13 protein-coding genes are annotated in these 16,006 nt (G+C 67.8%); 9 read left to right on the plus strand and 4 right to left on the minus strand.

The features are described 5' to 3' along the window. Positions 1 to 4: 4 nt before the first annotated feature. From rhaT to rhmD, 4 genes are all read right to left on the minus strand, one after another. Complete coding sequence (rhaT, locus tag IFT82_RS01000; RefSeq protein WP_192123515.1) at positions 5 to 1,144, minus strand: L-rhamnose/proton symporter RhaT; 1,140 nt, start codon at positions 1,142 to 1,144, stop codon at positions 5 to 7. 130 nt (positions 1,145 to 1,274) lie between these two features. Further along, on the minus strand, positions 1,275 to 2,027 hold the full coding sequence (locus tag IFT82_RS01005) for an SDR family NAD(P)-dependent oxidoreductase (RefSeq protein ID WP_192123518.1): 753 nt from the start codon (positions 2,025 to 2,027) through the stop codon (positions 1,275 to 1,277). Beyond that, positions 2,024 to 2,881 carry a fumarylacetoacetate hydrolase family protein gene (locus IFT82_RS01010; RefSeq protein ID WP_192123520.1) on the minus strand — a complete coding sequence of 286 codons (858 nt, stop codon included), beginning with the start codon at positions 2,879 to 2,881 and terminating at the stop codon, positions 2,024 to 2,026. The genes IFT82_RS01005 and IFT82_RS01010 overlap by 4 nt, the downstream gene beginning before the upstream one ends. A 61-nt stretch (positions 2,882 to 2,942) precedes the next feature. After that, positions 2,943 to 4,127 carry an L-rhamnonate dehydratase gene (gene rhmD / locus IFT82_RS01015; RefSeq protein ID WP_192123522.1) on the minus strand — a complete coding sequence of 395 codons (1,185 nt, stop codon included), beginning with the start codon at positions 4,125 to 4,127 and terminating at the stop codon, positions 2,943 to 2,945. Between the two features lie 157 nt (positions 4,128 to 4,284). Between rhmD and IFT82_RS01020 the strand changes: the two genes are divergently transcribed. From IFT82_RS01020 to IFT82_RS01060, 9 genes are all read left to right on the plus strand, one after another. Continuing rightward, complete coding sequence (locus tag IFT82_RS01020; RefSeq protein WP_192123524.1) at positions 4,285 to 5,103, plus strand: IclR family transcriptional regulator; 819 nt, start codon at positions 4,285 to 4,287, stop codon at positions 5,101 to 5,103. A 26-nt stretch (positions 5,104 to 5,129) separates the two neighbouring features. Beyond that, on the plus strand, positions 5,130 to 5,894 hold the full coding sequence (locus IFT82_RS01025; RefSeq protein ID WP_192123526.1) for a glucose 1-dehydrogenase: 765 nt from the start codon (positions 5,130 to 5,132) through the stop codon (positions 5,892 to 5,894). A gap of 10 nt (positions 5,895 to 5,904) precedes the next feature. Then, positions 5,905 to 7,059, plus strand: coding sequence for an FMN-dependent L-lactate dehydrogenase LldD (gene lldD / locus IFT82_RS01030; RefSeq protein WP_192123534.1), 1,155 nt, complete (start codon positions 5,905 to 5,907; stop codon positions 7,057 to 7,059). 285 nt (positions 7,060 to 7,344) lie between these two features. After that, positions 7,345 to 8,703 carry an oligogalacturonate lyase family protein gene (locus IFT82_RS01035; protein ID WP_192123535.1) on the plus strand — a complete coding sequence of 453 codons (1,359 nt, stop codon included), beginning with the start codon at positions 7,345 to 7,347 and terminating at the stop codon, positions 8,701 to 8,703. A gap of 32 nt (positions 8,704 to 8,735) precedes the next feature. Beyond that, a complete protein-coding gene (locus IFT82_RS01040) occupies positions 8,736 to 11,192 on the plus strand; it encodes a glycoside hydrolase family 2 TIM barrel-domain containing protein (RefSeq protein ID WP_192123537.1) in 2,457 nt (818 codons plus the stop codon). Positions 11,193 to 11,239: 47 nt separating this feature from the next. Continuing rightward, positions 11,240 to 11,980: a GDSL-type esterase/lipase family protein gene (locus IFT82_RS01045; protein ID WP_192123539.1), complete on the plus strand. Its 741-nt coding sequence runs from the start codon at positions 11,240 to 11,242 to the stop codon at positions 11,978 to 11,980. Positions 11,981 to 11,991: 11 nt separating this feature from the next. Continuing rightward, on the plus strand, positions 11,992 to 13,152 hold the full coding sequence (locus IFT82_RS01050) for a rhamnogalacturonan acetylesterase (RefSeq protein WP_192124256.1): 1,161 nt from the start codon (positions 11,992 to 11,994) through the stop codon (positions 13,150 to 13,152). A 4-nt stretch (positions 13,153 to 13,156) separates the two neighbouring features. Beyond that, the gene (locus IFT82_RS01055) at positions 13,157 to 14,116 is read left to right on the plus strand and encodes an alpha/beta hydrolase (protein WP_192123541.1); all 960 of its coding nucleotides are present in this window, start codon (positions 13,157 to 13,159) and stop codon (positions 14,114 to 14,116) included. Positions 14,117 to 14,270: 154 nt separating this feature from the next. Next, positions 14,271 to 15,839: a rhamnogalacturonidase gene (locus IFT82_RS01060; RefSeq protein WP_192123543.1), complete on the plus strand. Its 1,569-nt coding sequence runs from the start codon at positions 14,271 to 14,273 to the stop codon at positions 15,837 to 15,839. Positions 15,840 to 16,006 lie beyond the last annotated feature (167 nt).

Here is a 16,006-nt window from a genome sequence, read left to right on the forward strand (position 1 = left end):
GACGTTATGCTCCGCGATAATTGCCATAACCGATCACGATGGTGGCGAGGATCAGGATCGCGACCCCGCCCCACACCATGCCCCGCACGCGCGGTGCGGCATCCTTCCATTCGCGGAAGGCGAAGCCCCACAATGTACCGAAGATGATGATCGAGGCCATGTGCAGCGTCCACGACGAGAAGCCGTAGGTACCCATCTGGCTCTCTCCCATCGTGTAGAAGAAGAACTGGAAATACCACGCGATGCCCGCCACCGCGCACAGCAGGTAGTTGCGCAGCATGGGCGCTTTCGCCGGCGTGGCCGATCCGGCGGCGATGGCGGCCGGCTCGAACGTGGCGCCATGCTCGGGCGAGGCGGTCTGCGCGGCGGGATCGGTGGCGACCCCGCGGCCGAACCACTGCCCGGCGCTGCGGTTCTTCATCACGAGGTATCCGCACCACAAGGCGTTGGTAATGAGCCCGCCGAACATGACGAGGCACAGCACCGGCAGCCCCGTCCACAGCGGCCCGGTGCCGGCAGCGGCGGACAGCGCCTTGATCGGCTCGCCCGCCGCCAATCCGAACGCGAAGCAAGCGGACATGATGCCCGCGAAGATCGCGACGACGATGCCCTTCCTGAAATCGAACTCCGCCACCGCTGCGGCCTTTTCGGCGTCGGACAGCGCGGCATCCTTGCGCGCCCCCGCCATCGCGACGACGATGATGCCGACCAGCGTCAGCAGGATGCCGGCGAGGATGATGTTGCCCGACGTCGTCGCCAGCAGCTTTTCATGGAAGTCGCCCAGGAACAGCGGCGGTACCAGCGTACCGAACACAGTGCACAGCCCCAACACCACCGCCATGCCCAGCGACAGGCCCAGATACCGCATGGTCAGGCCGTAACCCAGACCGCCGAACCCCCACAACACCCCGAAGAACACCGGCCACCAGATGTTCGGGGCGGGCGTCGCCGCCAGCACGCCGAGCAGGTCGTTGGTCTGCACGCCGGCGAAGAACCACGGCGCCAGCAACCACGAAAAGATGCCCCCGGTCAGCCAGTACACTTCCCACGACCAGCGCTTCACGCCCCGATAGGGAACGTAGAAACTGGCGGACGCCAGCCCGCCCAGCCAGTGGAAGGCGACGCCGATCAGGGGATTGCCCATGGTTGATCCTCTTCTTCTTGCTCCCCTCCCCTTCAGGGGAGGGGTTGGAGGTGGGGCGCTTCAACAAACGCGGCGCTTGTGGAGAGGCCCCACCCCGCTCCTCTCCCGAAGGAGAGGAGCTGGTAGAATTTCAGAACGTCGTCCGCCCACCCGACGTGTCGAACGTCGACGCCGTGGTGAAGCTGCACTCCTCGCTGGCCATGAAGCATACCATCGCCGCCGATTCGTCGATCTCGCCCAGTCGGCCCATGGGGATCTTGGAGCGCATGTAATCGACCTGGCTCTTGGGCAGCTGTTCCAGGATCGGGCTTTCGAACGTCGCCGGGGTCAGCGTGTTGGCGATCACGCCCTTGCCCGCCAGTTCCTTGCCCAGCGACTTGGTGAAGCCGATCACGCCTGCCTTAGACGCGGAATAGGCGGAGGCGTTGGGATTGCCCTCCTTGCCTGCGACCGAGGCGACGTTGACAATGCGGCCATATCCGTTCGCCAGCATCAGCGGCACCACCGAACGGTTGCAATAGAACAACCCGTTCAGGTTGATGTCGATGACCCGCAGCCAGCTGTCGAGCGGGAATTCGTGCACCGGCACCGTCGCGCCGGTGATCCCCGCCGAACAGACCAGCACGTCGACCCGGCCGCCGAGCGCCGCATTGGCTTCGGTGGCGGCGCGGGCGACCGCGGCATGGTCGGACACGTCGATCGCCACGGTATGCGTCGCGCCGACCTCGCTTTTCGCGGCGGCCAGCGCGTCGGGGTTCAGGTCCCACAGGCAAACCTTGCCGCCCTCGGCGACGATGCGCTTGGCCACCGCCTTGCCGAGGCCGGAGGCGCCGCCGGTGACGATCGCGGTACGGCCGTCGAAGCGGCCTGCGAAGGTCGTCATGCGGCGGCACCCGTGCGCGGATGCGCCCAGGCGACGACGGCTTGGGTCTGCGTGCCCAGCTTGTCGATCGTCAGCGACATCGTGTCGCCCGCCTTCAGGAAGATCGATTCGGGCTTCTTGCCCTCGCCCACGCCCGGCGGGGTCCCGGTGATGAGCAGGTCGCCTGGCTCCAGCGTGACATACTCGCTGACATACGCGATCAGTTCGTCGATCGCGAAGATCATCGTCTTCGTGTTGCCGGTCTGCATCCGCTCGCCGTTCACGTCGAGCGACATGGCCAGATCCTGCGGATCGCCGATCTCGTCCGGGGTCACCAGCCACGGGCCAACCGGGCAGAAGGTGTCGTGCCCTTTGCCCTTCGACCACTGGGTGCCGCGCTGCTTCTGGTTGAAGCGTTCCGACACGTCGTTTGCCAGCACATAACCCGCGACGTGATCCATCGCCTCGGCCTTGTCGACGTAACGGCAGGTCTTGCCGATGATGACGCCCAGTTCGACTTCCCAGTCGCTGTGCGTCGAATTCTTGGGCAGCATCACCTGATCGTTCGGGCCGGTCAGGCTGGGCAGCGGCTTCATGAACATCATCGGTTCGGTCGGGATCGGCAGATTCGATTCGATCGCATGATCGCGGTAGTTCAGGCCGATCGCCACGATCTTGCCGATGCCCGCCACCGGCACGCCGTAACGCGGGCTGCCCTCGACTACCGGCAGGCCGGCGGCATCGACCCCGGCCAGCGTCGCCAGCACGCCGACGGTGATGTCATCGACCTGCGCGGACAGGTCGCGGATGCGGCCGTCATCGTCGACCAGACCGGGTTTCTCGGCGCCTTTCGGGCCATAACGGCAAAGTTTCATCGGGTAGTCCTTGGCTGGGGAGGCAATTCCCCCCTCCCTTGAAGGGGAGGGGCTTGATGGGTCAATGCGTGTATGGCCGGTGCAGCGCGACCTCGGGGTTCAGCTCGACGCCGAAACCCGGCTTGTCGAGCGCCGACGCCTTTAGTCGTCCGTTCTGCGGCACCGGCTCGCCCAGCAGCTGCGGGCTGAACATCGGCACCACCTCGGTCGGCCCCGGATGCATCATCAGGAACTCCGCGAAGGGCGAGTTGTGGCGGGTGATGACGAAGTGGTAGCTGTAGACCGACGATCCGTGCGGCACGACCATCTTGCCCTTGGCATCCGCCAGCGCGCTGATCTTCAGCAACTCGGTCACGCCGCCGCACCAGCCCACATCGGGCTGGATGATGTCGCAGCAATCCATCTCCATCAACATGCGGAAGCCCCAGCGGGTCGCCTCATGCTCGCCGGTGGTCACCAGCATCCCCTTGGGCACGTTGCGCTTCAGTTCGGCATAGCCCCAGTAATCGTCGGGGCTGATCGCCTCCTCGATCCACTTCAGGCCATGTTCGTGGCAGGCGATCGCAAGGCGGGTGGCGTAGTCCACGTCCAGCGCCATCCAGCAATCGTACATCAGCCAGAAATCGTCGCCGACCTTGCTGCGCATGTCGGCCAGCAGCGCGACGTTCTTGTGCAGCCCCTCCAGTCCCTCGGCCGGGCCATGGTGGAGCGGCAGCTTGCCGCCGATGAAGCCCAGTTCCTTGGCGATGTCGGGCCGTGCGCCGGTGGCGTAGAACTGCAATTCGTCACGCACCGCGCCGCCGAGCAGGTGATAAACCGGCTCCTGCCGCAACTTGCCGAGCAGGTCCCACAGCGCCAGGTCGACGCCGGAGATCGCGTTCACCACGATACCCTTGCGCCCGTAATATTGGGTCGAGAAGTACATCTGGTCCCAGATCTTCTCATATTCCGCCGGGTCGCGCCCTTCGAGGAAACGGGCGAGATGCTTTTCGACGATGAACGCCGCCGGCTCGCCGCCGGTCGTCACCGCGAAGCCGACCGTGCCGTCCTCCGCCTCGATCTGGACCACCAGCGTGCCCAACACGTTGATCCCGAAGCTTTGTCGCGACTGGCGGTATTCGGGATAGCGGCTCATCGGCGTCGCGATGTGATCGTCGATCCAGTGGCCTTCGCCCTGATCGTGATAATCGGCGCCGCCGCCGCGCACGACGAACGCGCGAACATGCTTGATCTTCGACAAAGTCATGCGTCTTCTCCGGCCATGAGGGGCAGGCCGCGCGCATCGATCGACACGCACCGCAAGACGGTGCCGCCGCGTGATGGCTGACGATGGCTGCGCATGGCCCCTCCCCTAACCGCTTGCAGCGGCCTTACTTCCACATTATGGAATTGCGTATTACGAAATGAAAAACTCTCCGTCAAACCCCGAATCCGTCGAAACGGCCGCGAAAAGCCCCCCCGGCAGCCAGACGCTGCTGCGCGGGCTGGATGTGCTGGATGCCGTGGTCGATGGCCCGATCGCGCTCGCCGATCTGGCCGCCAAGCTGGGGCTGACCCGGTCGACCACGCATCGCCTCGCCAATGCGCTGATCGATCGCCGCTACCTGACGTTCGTGCCCCGGCTGGGCTATCAGTTCGGGCCGAAGCTGCTGGAACTGGGCTTCCTCGCGCAGCGGCAGGCGGACGTGGTGCAAATCGCCCGCCCGCATATCGAGGATCTCGCGCTGGCGACGGAGGATACCGTGCATCTCGGCATCCTCGACGGCGAACGCGCGCTGTATCTCGACAAGATACCCGGCCGCCGCCGCGTCGAGATTTCCAGCCGCGTCGGCGATCGTCAGCCGCTGACCGCGACCGGTCTGGGCAAGGCCCTGCTGCTCGACGATGCGCCCGGCCGCTGGCAGTCGCTGTTCGACGGCGACCGGATCGCGGGTGCGCCGGAGGCGGATTACGGCGTCTGGACCGAGCGGATGAACGGCTATGTCGCGGCGGGCCGCGCCTATGATCTCGAAGAGAATCAGGACCAGATCCGCTGCGTCGCCGCGCCGATCCGCGACGCATCCGGCCGGATCGTCGCCGCGATCAGCGTGTCGAGCGCGGCGCAGTACATGGCCGACGACCGGATGGAATCACTGACCGCCGAGGTTTGCGCCACCGCCACCGCGATCAGCCGCGATCTTGGCTGGACCGACGAGACACCCCGACCCAAGGTCAGGAAATAGGCCGCTTTTTTGTTAGGAGAGTTTGCGTGAAGCTTCTGGAAGGCAAGACGGTGCTGGTCACCGGCGCATCCGCCGGCATCGGCCGCGCCGCCGCGATCGGCGCGGCGCGCCACGGTGCCGACGTGGTCATCAACTTCTCGCGCGACGAGGCGGGCGCCGCCTCGGCGGTCGCGGAGATCGAGGCTCTGGGCCAGCGCGGCCTGTCGGTGAAGGGCGACGTGTCCGACCCGGCCACCGCCAAGGACTTCATCGCGCAAGCGGTCGACGCGTTCGGTACGGTCGACGTATTCGTCAACAATGCCGGCATCTGCCCGTTCCACGCGTTCCTCGACATGCCGGTCGAGACGTTCGAGCGGACGATGCGCGTCAACCTGCACGGCGCCTATTTCATGGTGCAGGCCGCCGCGAACCAGATGGTGAAACAGGGTCACGGCGGCGCGATCGTCGCGGTATCGTCGATCTCGGCGCTGGTCGGCGGCGAGTATCAGACGCATTACACGCCGACCAAGGCGGGGCTGCATTCGCTGATGCAGTCGACCGCGATCGCGCTGGGTAAATACGGCATCCGCTGCAACTCGGTGCTGCCGGGCACGATCCTGACCGACATCAACAAGGACGATCTCGCCGACATGGACAAGCGCGAGCGGATGGCGGCGCGCATCCCGCTCGGCCGGCTCGGCCAGCCCGACGATCTGGAAGGGCCGATCGTGTTCCTCGCCTCCGATCTCGCCAAATACGTCACCGGCGCCTCGCTGCTGGTCGATGGCGGCGCGTTCGTGAACCTCCAGTAAGGCACCGACCATGGCGAAGGCGGCATCCGCGCTCGATTACCGGGAACTCGCGCGGCGGCGGCTGCCGCACTTCCTGTTCGAATATATCGACGGCGGTTCCTATGCGGAGGTGACGCTGCGCCGCAACGTCGCCGACCTGGAGGCGATCGCGCTGCGTCAGCGGGTGCTGACCGACGTGTCGACGCTGGACCTGACGACGACGCTGTTCGGGCGCGAACAGCGGCTGCCCGTCGCGCTCGCCCCGATCGGCCTCGCCGGCATGAATGCGCGGCGGGGCGAGGTGCAGGCGGCGCGCGCGGCGGAGAAAGCGGGCATCCCCTTCTGCCTGTCCACCGTCTCCGCCTGCCCGATCGACGAGGTGGCGCAGGCCAGCGCGCAGCCGATCTGGTTCCAGCTCTACATGATCCGCGACCGGGGGTTCATGAAGGACCTGCTGGCGCAGGCGCGGGCGGCGGGGTGCTCGACACTGGTCTTCACCGTCGACATGCCGGTGCCGGGTTCGCGTTACCGCGACTATCGGTCGGGGCTGGCCGGCGCATCCGGTTTCGCGGGCTCGTTCCGGCGGACGGTGCAGGCGATGCTGCGGCCCGCCTGGGCGTATGACGTCGGCGTGCGCGGTCGCCCGCACCAGTTGGGCAACGTCGCGCCGGTGCTGGGCAAGAACACCGGGCTGGAAGATTTCTTCGCGTGGATGCGCAACAATTTCGATCCGACCGTGTCGTGGAAGGACCTCGAATTCATCCGCGAGAGCTGGGACGGCCCGCTGGTCATCAAGGGCATCCTCGACCGCGAGGATGCGATCGCCGCCGCCGATCTGGGCGCGGACGGCATCGTCGTGTCCAACCATGGCGGCCGCCAGCTCGATGGCGTTCCCTCCACCGCGCAGGCGCTGCCCGCCATCGCCGATGCGGTGCGTGACCGGTTGACCGTGCTGGCCGATTCCGGCGTCCGTTCGGGACTGGACGTGGTGCGGATGCTGGCCCTGGGCGCGCACGGCGTGCTGCTCGGCCGTGCCTGGGTCTATGCGCTGGCGGCGGCGGGCGAGACCGGCGTCACCCACATGCTGCAACTGGTGGAAGCGGAGATGCGCGTCGCGATGGCACTAACCAGCTGCACCCGCATCGACCGCATCACCCGCGATGCGCTGGTGAACCTGCGCGCCTGATCGAACAACAAGACGGGTTCGCGCGGAGGCGCGCAGACGAAAGTCGAGGGCGCTGCACGCGGCTGGCATCCGACGCCGCAGGCGTCCGAACGACACGAGTCCGCCGGATCACGACAGAGCAGATCAAGCGCTCCCATCGCCGCCCTTTCTCCTCCGCGTCTCCGCGCCTCTGCGCGAATCCACCTTTTTCAGACCACATAATTCGCTTGCATCATGTGAGATAGAGTCCGATCATCTGGGATGAAGGCGGCCGAAGATCGCCCTGCGTTTCCCAAGGAGTGGTGCATGAAGTTCGCGTCCCTGTTGCTCGCCTTGGCGTTACCGGCCGCCGCCCTCGCGCAGGCGCCCGCGCCGGCCGCGTCGGCCACGTCGAAACCCGCGTCGTGGATCGACGCGAAGACCGGCCACCGTATCATCCGCCTGTCGGATGCCCCCGGTAATTACGCGCTCTATTTCAACTATAACGCCTTCACCCCGCAGGGCGACAAGATGGTGTTCTCCACCGCCGAGGGCATTTCGGTCGTCGATCTGAAGACATGGGGCGTGACGCCGCTGGTCCGGCAGAAGATCGTCCGCCTGCTGTTCACCGGGCAGAAGACGCGCACCGCCTATTACACCGTCGCCGCCACCGGCAAGGCACCCACCGCCGGCGCGGGATCGGACGGGCAGCGCGAGCCGCTGGAGCTCTGGGCCGCCGACATCGAAACCGGCAAGGCGCGCAAGGTGATCGATCTGCCCGCCGGGCAGGTCGACACGATGAACGCGGACGAGACGCTGGTCGCGGGCCAGGTCGCGGCGCGCGCGATGCCGCTGCAACCGGGGCGCGAGGGGCGCAGCGGCAAGACCGATCAGGCCGAATACGCCGCCAATGGCCCCGACGGCAAACCCCTGCCCTTCGCGGAGGCCAAGGAGGTGCGCCTGAACGACCGGCTCGAAGCACGCATCCCGATGGAGATATTCACCGTCAATTTGAAGACGGGCGAGCGCAAGGTCGTCCACAAGGCGACCGACTGGCTCAATCACCTGCAATTCTCGCCGACCGATCCCGGCCTGCTGATGTTCTGCCACGAAGGACCGTGGCACAAGGTCGACCGCATCTGGACGATCCGTACCGACGGCACGCAACTGACCAAGGTCCACCAGCGCACCATGAACATGGAGATCGCCGGCCATGAATGGTGGAGCCCGGACGGCAAGACGATCTGGTACGATCTGCAGACCCCGCGCGGTCAGGTGTTCTGGGTCGCCGGCTACGATGTCGATACGAAGAAGCGCCGCTGGTATCATGTCGAGCGCGACCAGTGGTCGGTCCACTACAACACCTCGTCGGACGGGAAGACCTTCGCGGGCGACGGCGGCGACAGCGAGATGGTGGCGCACGCCAAAGACGGTAAATGGCTGTACCTGCTGACCCCGAAGGCGATCCCCGACGTCGCCGGCATCCACGCCGCCGATGCCGACCAGCTGATCGCGCCGGGCACGTTCGAACCCGAACGGCTGGTCGACCTGTCGAAGCACAATTACCAGCTGGAGCCGAACATCCACTTCACGCCCGACAACAAGTGGCTGGTGTTCCGGTCGAACATGGAGGGCCGCACCGGCATCTACGCGGTCGAGATCGCCAAGGCGGGAGCGGCACGGTGAGCGGCGCCCCACATACTACTCCACCCCGGCGGATGCCGGGGTCCAGTTGGGATAGCTGGAGTGGCTTCCACGGAACGTCCCCCAACTGGACCCCGGCCTCCGCCGGGGTGGAAAAAAAGTGGGGTGGATCACGACTGGCCACCATCCTCTTTGCCCCGCTGCTGCTGCTCGCCACGCCCGCGCTGGCGGGTGACAGGGTGCCGTTCGACGCCGACTGGCGCTTCAACCGCGGTGACGTGGCCGGGGCCGAAGCGCCGCAGTTCGGCGACACCGGCTGGACCGCGGTCGACCTGCCGCACGACTGGGCGATCGCCGGCCCGTTCGACGAACATGCCGCCGCGACCGGATCGGGGGCGTTCCTGCCGACCGGCGTCGCCTGGTATCGCAAGCACTTCACCGTCACCGCCGCGATGCGCGGCAAGCGCGTGTTCGTCGAGTTCGACGGGGTGATGGAACGGTCCGGCGTGTGGGTGAACGGCGTGCATGTCGGCCACCGGCCCAACGGCTATGCCAGCTTCCGCTACGAGATTACCCCGCACCTGAAGGCGGACGGCGACAATGTGATCGCGGTGCGCGCCGACACCTCGTCGCAGCCCGCGTCGCGCTGGTATGCCGGCGGCGGCATCTATCGCCATGTCCGCCTGATCGTCAGCGGCGACGTGCATGTCGATACCGACGGCACCTATGTCACCACCCCGACCCTGACCGCCGACGCCGCGACGGTCGCAGTGCGCAGCAGCGTGGTGAATCAGGGTACGACCGATCGCACCGCGCATCTGGAGGTCGACCTGCTCGGCCCCGACGGCCGCCGCGTCGCCACCAGCAAGGGCACCCCCGTCGCACTGCCCGCCGGCCGTACCATCGACCTGTCGGCGCAAGCCGCCGTCACGAAGCCGCGTCGCTGGGACATCGCCGACCCCGCGCTGCACAACGCCGTGGTCCGCGTCGTCGCCGACGACGGCGCGGTGCTGGACGAGGACCGGGTCTCCTTCGGCATCCGCGACATGAAGTTCGAGGCCCCGACCGGCTTCTGGCTCAACGGCCGCAACATCAAGCTGAAGGGCACCGCGATCCACGCCGATGGCGGCGCGTTCGGCATGGCGGTGCCGCTGTCTTTCTACGAGCGCCGGCTGAAGGGCCTGAAGGCGCTGGGCGTGAATGCGATCCGCACCGCGCACCATCCGTTCGGGCCGGAATTCCTCGACCTGTGCGACCGGCTGGGGCTGGTGGTGATGGACGAGGCGTTCGACATGTGGACGGTGGCGAAGAACCCGCAGGATTATCACCTGTTCTTCACCGACTGGTCGAGCATCGATGCGCGCGCGATGGCGCGGCGCGACCGCAACCACCCCTCGATCGCCTTGTGGTCGATCGGCAACGAAATCCACGACACGCCCTATCCGCTGGTCGCGCAGTCGATCATCACCCGCCTGCGCGACGTGTTCCATGCCGAGGACCCGTCCCGCCCGGTCACCATGGCGCTGTTCCGCCCCAACGTGACGCATGATTACGAGAACGGCACCGCCGACCTGCTCGACGTGGTCGGCCAGAACTACCGCGAGAACGAACTGGCCAAGGCCCATGCCGACAAGCCGAGCCGCAAGATCGTCGGGACCGAGAACAGCAAGAACCGCGGGAGCTGGACGATCGTGCGCGACGATCCCGCCTATGCCGGCATGTTCCTGTGGACCGGCGTCGATTATCTGGGCGAGGCGGATCGCGCCGGCTGGCCCGCGATCAGCAACCCCTCCGGTCTGGTCGACCGCACCGATGCGGTGAAACCGATCGGCTGGGAACGCGCCAGCTGGTGGTCGGAAACGCCCGTCGTCAAGATCGCGCGGCGCGTGACCGAGGTGATCGACATTAGCGAGATGCCGACGATGGTCGGCGTCGCGCTGCCCCAGCCCAAGGGGCCGGGCGCGCTGGCCGACTGGTCGCCCGCGGATCGCAGCGCCCATCCCGAAACGGTCGAGGTCTACAGCAACGCGCCCGAGGTGGAGTTGTTGGTGAATGGCCGCTCGCAAGGGCGCAAGCCCCGCCCCAGGGACGACAGCGCGCGCAGCTGGCCGGTGACCTATGCGCCCGGCGAGGTTCGCGCGATCGGCTGGGATGGCCGGCGCAAGCTGGGCGAGAACCGGTTGCGGACCGCCGGCCCGGCGGCGGCGATCCGGCTGGTGCCGGAGGCGAAGGCGATCGGCACCGGCTTCGACGCGGTCGGCTATGTCCGGGTCGAGGTGGTCGATGCGAAGGGCGTGATCGTGCCCGACGCGGCGGTGCCGGTGACGGTCGCGGTCAGCGGCGGTACATTGGCGGCGTTCGACAATGGCAGCGTGACCGATCACACCCCCTTCGCCAGCCCGACCCGCACCACCAATGCCGGCCGCGCGCTGGCAATGGTGCGAGGCGGCAGCGGCGGCGGTGCCGTCCGCATCACCGCCACCGCTCCCGGTCTGCGCACCGCCGCCACCAGCCTGACGAGCAAGCCATGATCCCCATTGTCCCGCGGCGGCCGACCCGCATTCCCCATGGACCGTTGGTGAAGCAAGCCGGATCGCTGCTCGCCGCGCTGTTGCTGACGGGAGCGGCGCCGGCGCCCCGCATCTTCATCGCGGGCGATTCCACCGCGCAGGATTACAAGGCGGACAAGGCCCCCCAATCCGGCTGGGGCACGGCGCTGCGCTGCTGGACGCCGCAACCGGTGGAGAACCGCGCGATCGGCGGGCGCAGCACGCGCAGCTTCATCGAACAGGGGCGGTTCGACAGGATCGCCGCCGATATCGGGCCGGGCGACACGCTGCTGATCCAGTTCGGCCATAACGACGCCGACACCAAAAAAATGGCGGAGCGCTTTACCCCGATCCCCGATTACATCGCGAACCTGCGCCGCTTCATCGACATGGCGCGTGAGCATGGCGCGTCGCCCGTCATCATCACGCCCGTCACCCGCCGCAGCTTCCGGGACGGTCACGTGCCCCGCAGCTTCCCGCTGTACGAGGATGCCGCCAAACAGGTCGCCGAACAGACCAGGACGCCGCTGATCGACCTCGCCGCGCTGTCGCGCCGCTGGGTGGAACGCGCGGGCGACGCGGGATCGCGCCGGTTCTATCTCCATGCTACCCCGGCGGACAACTGGCCGGGCTTTCCCAAGGGCGTCGACGACGACGTGCATTTCAGCAAGGCGGGGGCGGACGGCGTCGCCGCGCTGATCGCCGGTGGCCTGCGCCGCACCGGCCTGCCGGTCGCGAAGACGTTGCGGCGGACGCCGTCGTGCGGCTGATCGTCGCCGCGATGGCCTTGCTCGCGACCCCGGTCGTCGCGCAGCGGTTCACGCCGATGACCGCCGCGCCCTATGACGGCACGTCGGGGCACGAACCGGGCGAGCGGCGGCTGTTCTCGGTCAAACTGCCCGAGGGCAATTACCGCGTCACCGTGACGCTGGGCGATCCGAAACGCGCGTCGGTGACGACGATCAAGGCGGAAAGCCGACGGCTGATGCTGAATGCCGTCGCGGTGCCGCGCGACGGCAGCGTGACGCGCAGCTTCGTCGTCAACGTCCGCACCCCCGCACTCGCCCCGCCGCCGCTCAATGCGCCGGGCGGCACGGCGGTGCGGCTGAAGGACCGCGAGCAGGGATCGTTCACCTGGGACGACCGGCTGACGCTGGAGATACTGGGCGAGACGGCGGCGGTACGATCGATGGAGATCGCACCGGTCGAGGTGCCGACGCTGTACCTGCTGGGCGATTCCACCGTCACCGACCAGCGGTTCGAACCGGCGGCGAGCTGGGGCCAGATGCTGACCGCGTTTGTCGGCCCCGACATCGCGGTCGCCAACCATGCCGAATCCGGCGAGACGCTGAAATCCTTCGTCACCGAGTTGCGGCTGGACAAGGCATTGTCGCGGGTAAAGCCGGGCGACTGGGCGATGATCCAGTTCGGCCACAACGACCAGAAGGCACAGTGGCCGCAGACCCATGCCCCCGCCGCGACCACCTATCGCGACTGGCTGCGCACCTTCGTCGCCGAATTCCGGCGGCGCGGCGCGACGCCGATCCTCGTCACCTCGCCCGAACGGCGCAACTGGACGGGCGACCGGATCAAGCCGACCCTGTCCGACTATGCCGAAGCGGTGCGCGCGGTGGCAGCATCGGAAAAGGTGCCGCTGATCGACCTGAACGCCGCCTCGATCGCCTTTTACGAGGCGCTGGGGCCGGCCCGCGCGCCGCTCGCCTTCAACGATGGCGGCAAGGACGCGACGCATCATGATAATTACGGCGCCTGGGTGCTGGCGCGCGCGGTGGCGGAGGGGGTGCGGACCGCCGGCCTGCCGCTGGCCGCGATGCTCGCCCCCAGGCTGCCGCCGTTCGACCCGGCGCATCCGCCGGCGCCCGAGACATTCCGGATCGCCCCCAGCGTCGCGTTCAGCGACCAGCGACCGGCAGGAAACTGACCCGATGGACCGTCGCACGCTTCTCGCCTCCGGCCTCGCCCTTGCCGCCGCCGCACCGCTGCGCGCGCAGGGACCCTCACCGGCAAAGGCGGCACAGCGCCTGCCCCTTTGGCCCAAGGGCGTGCCCGGTGGCGAGGGGCGCACCGTCACCGATGTGTTCGTCAAGCGATCGCCCGATGGCCCCGCCGACGACATCGCGTGGACTCACCTCGCGACCCCGGTATTGAAGGTGACGCCCGCCGCCCGCCCCAACGGGACGGCGGTGCTGATGATCCCCGGCGGCGGCTATGCCCGGATCGCGGTGGGCAACGCGCCATCGAACCTCGCGCAGCTTTATGCCGCAAACGGCACGACCGCGTTCGAACTGCTCTATCGCCTCCCGCACGACAATTGGGCGGCCGGGCCGGATGCGCCGTTGCAGGATGCGCAGCGGGCGATGCGGGTGATCCGCGCGGGGGCGACGCGCTGGGGCTTCGATCCGGCGAAAGTGCTGGCGCTGGGTTTCTCCGCGGGCGGGCATCTGGTCGGGCGACTGGGCGAACAGGCGGCGGCGAAGACCTATGACCCGGTCGATGCCGCCGACGCGCTGCCGGCGCGGCCGATGGCGATCGGCATGTTCTTCCCCGTGGTGACGATGGCGGAGGCGGACGCGCATGGGCCGTCGAAGCGCGAACTGCTGGGCAATGGGCCCGATGCCGCGATGGCGGATCGATACTCGCTGGAACGCCATGTCGCCGCGACGATGCCACCGACCTTCGTCTGTCATGCCGCCGACGATCGGACGGTACCCTATACCAACAGCATCCGCATGTTCACCGCGCTGCAGGCCGCGAAAATTCCCTCGGAGATGATGATCGGCGAGGCGGGCGGCCACGGCGTGCCGTTGATCGGGCGCGACGGCAAACCGCATGTCTGGATCGACCTGGTCGCCGCGTTCGCCGCGCGGCACGGCTGGACGGCGTGACGATGTTCCGCCCCCACCGCTCCGCTTCTCCCCGGCGAAGGCCGGGGTCCAGTTGGGCGAACGGGAATGATGAATCGCGACGGGCTTCCCAACTGGACTCCGGCCTCCGCCGCGGAAGATCCATGGCCGAGATATCCTCCATCGGGTCGATCGCATGATCGACCGACGCACCGTGATCGGCGCAGGGCTGGCCGTGCCGCTGTTGACCGCCGCCGCTGCGCCGGTCGACGTGCGGACCTTCGGCGCGAAGGGTGACGGGCGGACGCTGGATCACGACGCGATCAACCGCGCGATCGTTGCGGTGGCACGATCGGGCGGTACGGTGCTGATCCCCGCCGGCCGCTATCTGTGTTTCTCGATCCGGCTCAAAAGCGGCGTCACGCTGATGCTGGCGGCGGGTGCGGTGATCGAGGCGGCCGATCCGGCGCATCACGCGGGCGGATACGACCTGCCCGAACCGCCGTCGAACGACGTGTATCAGGATTTCGGCCACAGCCATTTCCACAACAGCCTGATCTGGGCGGACGGGGTGCACGACGTGGCGATCGTCGGCCCCGGCATGATCGACGGGATCGGCCTGACGCGTGAGGGGCCGGGCGCGCGGTGGAAGGGCGGCGGCAAGAACGCCGGGTCGCACCCCGCTTCGATGCGCAGCGTGACGGGCACCGAGATGCGGCAACTGGAGCCGGACCGCAGCCTGATGAACGGGCGCGGCAACAAGGCGATCGCGCTGAAGAACGCGCGCCGGGTGCGGATCGCGGACTTGACGATCGCACGTGGCGGCCATTTCGCGATCCTCGCCACCGGCTGCGACGATGTGACGATCGAGGGTCTGCGGATCGACACCAACCGCGACGGCATCGATATCGATGCCTGCCGCCGCGTCACCATCACCAACTGCCACGTCAACAGCCCCAATGACGACGCGATCGTGCTGAAGGCGAGCTATGCGCTGGGCGACGCGCGGCCTTGCGAGGATGTGACGATCACCGGCTGTTCGGTATCGGGCTTCGACCCCGGCACCTTGCTGGACGGCACGCGCCGGCGGACCCAGCAACTGGCGCCCGACCGCGACCGGGTGACGGGGCGGATCAAGCTGGGCACCGAATCGCATGGCGGCTTCCGCCGCATCCGCATCGAGAACTGCCGGTTCCAGCGGTCCCGCGGGCTGGCGCTGGAAACGGTGGACGGCGGCGTGCTGGAGGAAGTGACCGCGCGAAACCTGACGATGGACGAGGTGACGACCGCGCCGCTGTTCCTGCGCACCGGCGACCGGCGGCGCGGGCCGGACGGCACCGGCCTTGGCCGCATCCGCCACGTCGCGATCGCCAACCTGACCGCCACGGGGATCGATCCGCGTTTCGCCGCGTCGATCGTCGGACTGGCGGACAGCCCGGTCGAGGACGTGACGCTGACCGATCTCGATGTCCGCTATGCCGGTGGCGGTACCGCCACCGATGCGGCACGCCCGGTGCCGGAGGCGCGGGACGGCTATCCCGAACCCAGCATGTTCGGCCCCCTGCCCGCTTATGGCCTGTACATCCGCCACGCGCGCGGCATCACCGCCCGCCATGTGACGCTGTCGACCGACATGCCCGATGCCCGCCCGCCAGTGATCGTCGAGGACGGGCGCGACATTGTGATCGAAGGGCTGAAGGCATCGGGCGAGCCGGTGGTGCGGGATAGCAAGGACGTGCGGATCGCCAAGGCCGATCAGGGGTAACAAAGCCCCTTCCGTTCAGGGGAGGGATTGGGGTGGGGCGTTTCAACAGACGGAGCACGCGCAGAAAGGCCCCACTCCCGGTCCCTCCCCTGAAGGGGAGGGGAGAGGAACGATTGACGGGTCCGCCCCAATCGGGCATGACTCCCAGATAATGATCCGTTGTCCCA

Origin of the sequence: Sphingomonas sp. CFBP 8760, from assembly GCF_014841615.1 — a bacterium.
Taxonomy (GTDB): Bacteria; Pseudomonadota; Alphaproteobacteria; order Sphingomonadales; family Sphingomonadaceae; genus Sphingomonas.

Coding starts and splice junctions, on each gene's coding strand:
- rhaT (WP_192123515.1), bottom strand. CDS start 1,144: ATGGGCAATCCCCTGATCGGCGTCGCCTTCCACTGGCTGGGCGGGCTG.
- IFT82_RS01005 (WP_192123518.1), bottom strand. CDS start 2,027: ATGACGACCTTCGCAGGCCGCTTCGACGGCCGTACCGCGATCGTCACC.
- IFT82_RS01010 (WP_192123520.1), bottom strand. CDS start 2,881: ATGAAACTTTGCCGTTATGGCCCGAAAGGCGCCGAGAAACCCGGTCTG.
- rhmD (WP_192123522.1), bottom strand. CDS start 4,127: ATGACTTTGTCGAAGATCAAGCATGTTCGCGCGTTCGTCGTGCGCGGC.
- IFT82_RS01020 (WP_192123524.1), top strand. CDS start 4,285: ATGAAAAACTCTCCGTCAAACCCCGAATCCGTCGAAACGGCCGCGAAA.
- lldD (WP_192123534.1), top strand. CDS start 5,905: ATGGCGAAGGCGGCATCCGCGCTCGATTACCGGGAACTCGCGCGGCGG.
- IFT82_RS01035 (WP_192123535.1), top strand. CDS start 7,345: ATGAAGTTCGCGTCCCTGTTGCTCGCCTTGGCGTTACCGGCCGCCGCC.
- IFT82_RS01040 (WP_192123537.1), top strand. CDS start 8,736: ATGCCGGGGTCCAGTTGGGATAGCTGGAGTGGCTTCCACGGAACGTCC.
- IFT82_RS01050 (WP_192124256.1), top strand. CDS start 11,992: ATGGCCTTGCTCGCGACCCCGGTCGTCGCGCAGCGGTTCACGCCGATG.
- IFT82_RS01055 (WP_192123541.1), top strand. CDS start 13,157: ATGGACCGTCGCACGCTTCTCGCCTCCGGCCTCGCCCTTGCCGCCGCC.
- IFT82_RS01060 (WP_192123543.1), top strand. CDS start 14,271: ATGATCGACCGACGCACCGTGATCGGCGCAGGGCTGGCCGTGCCGCTG.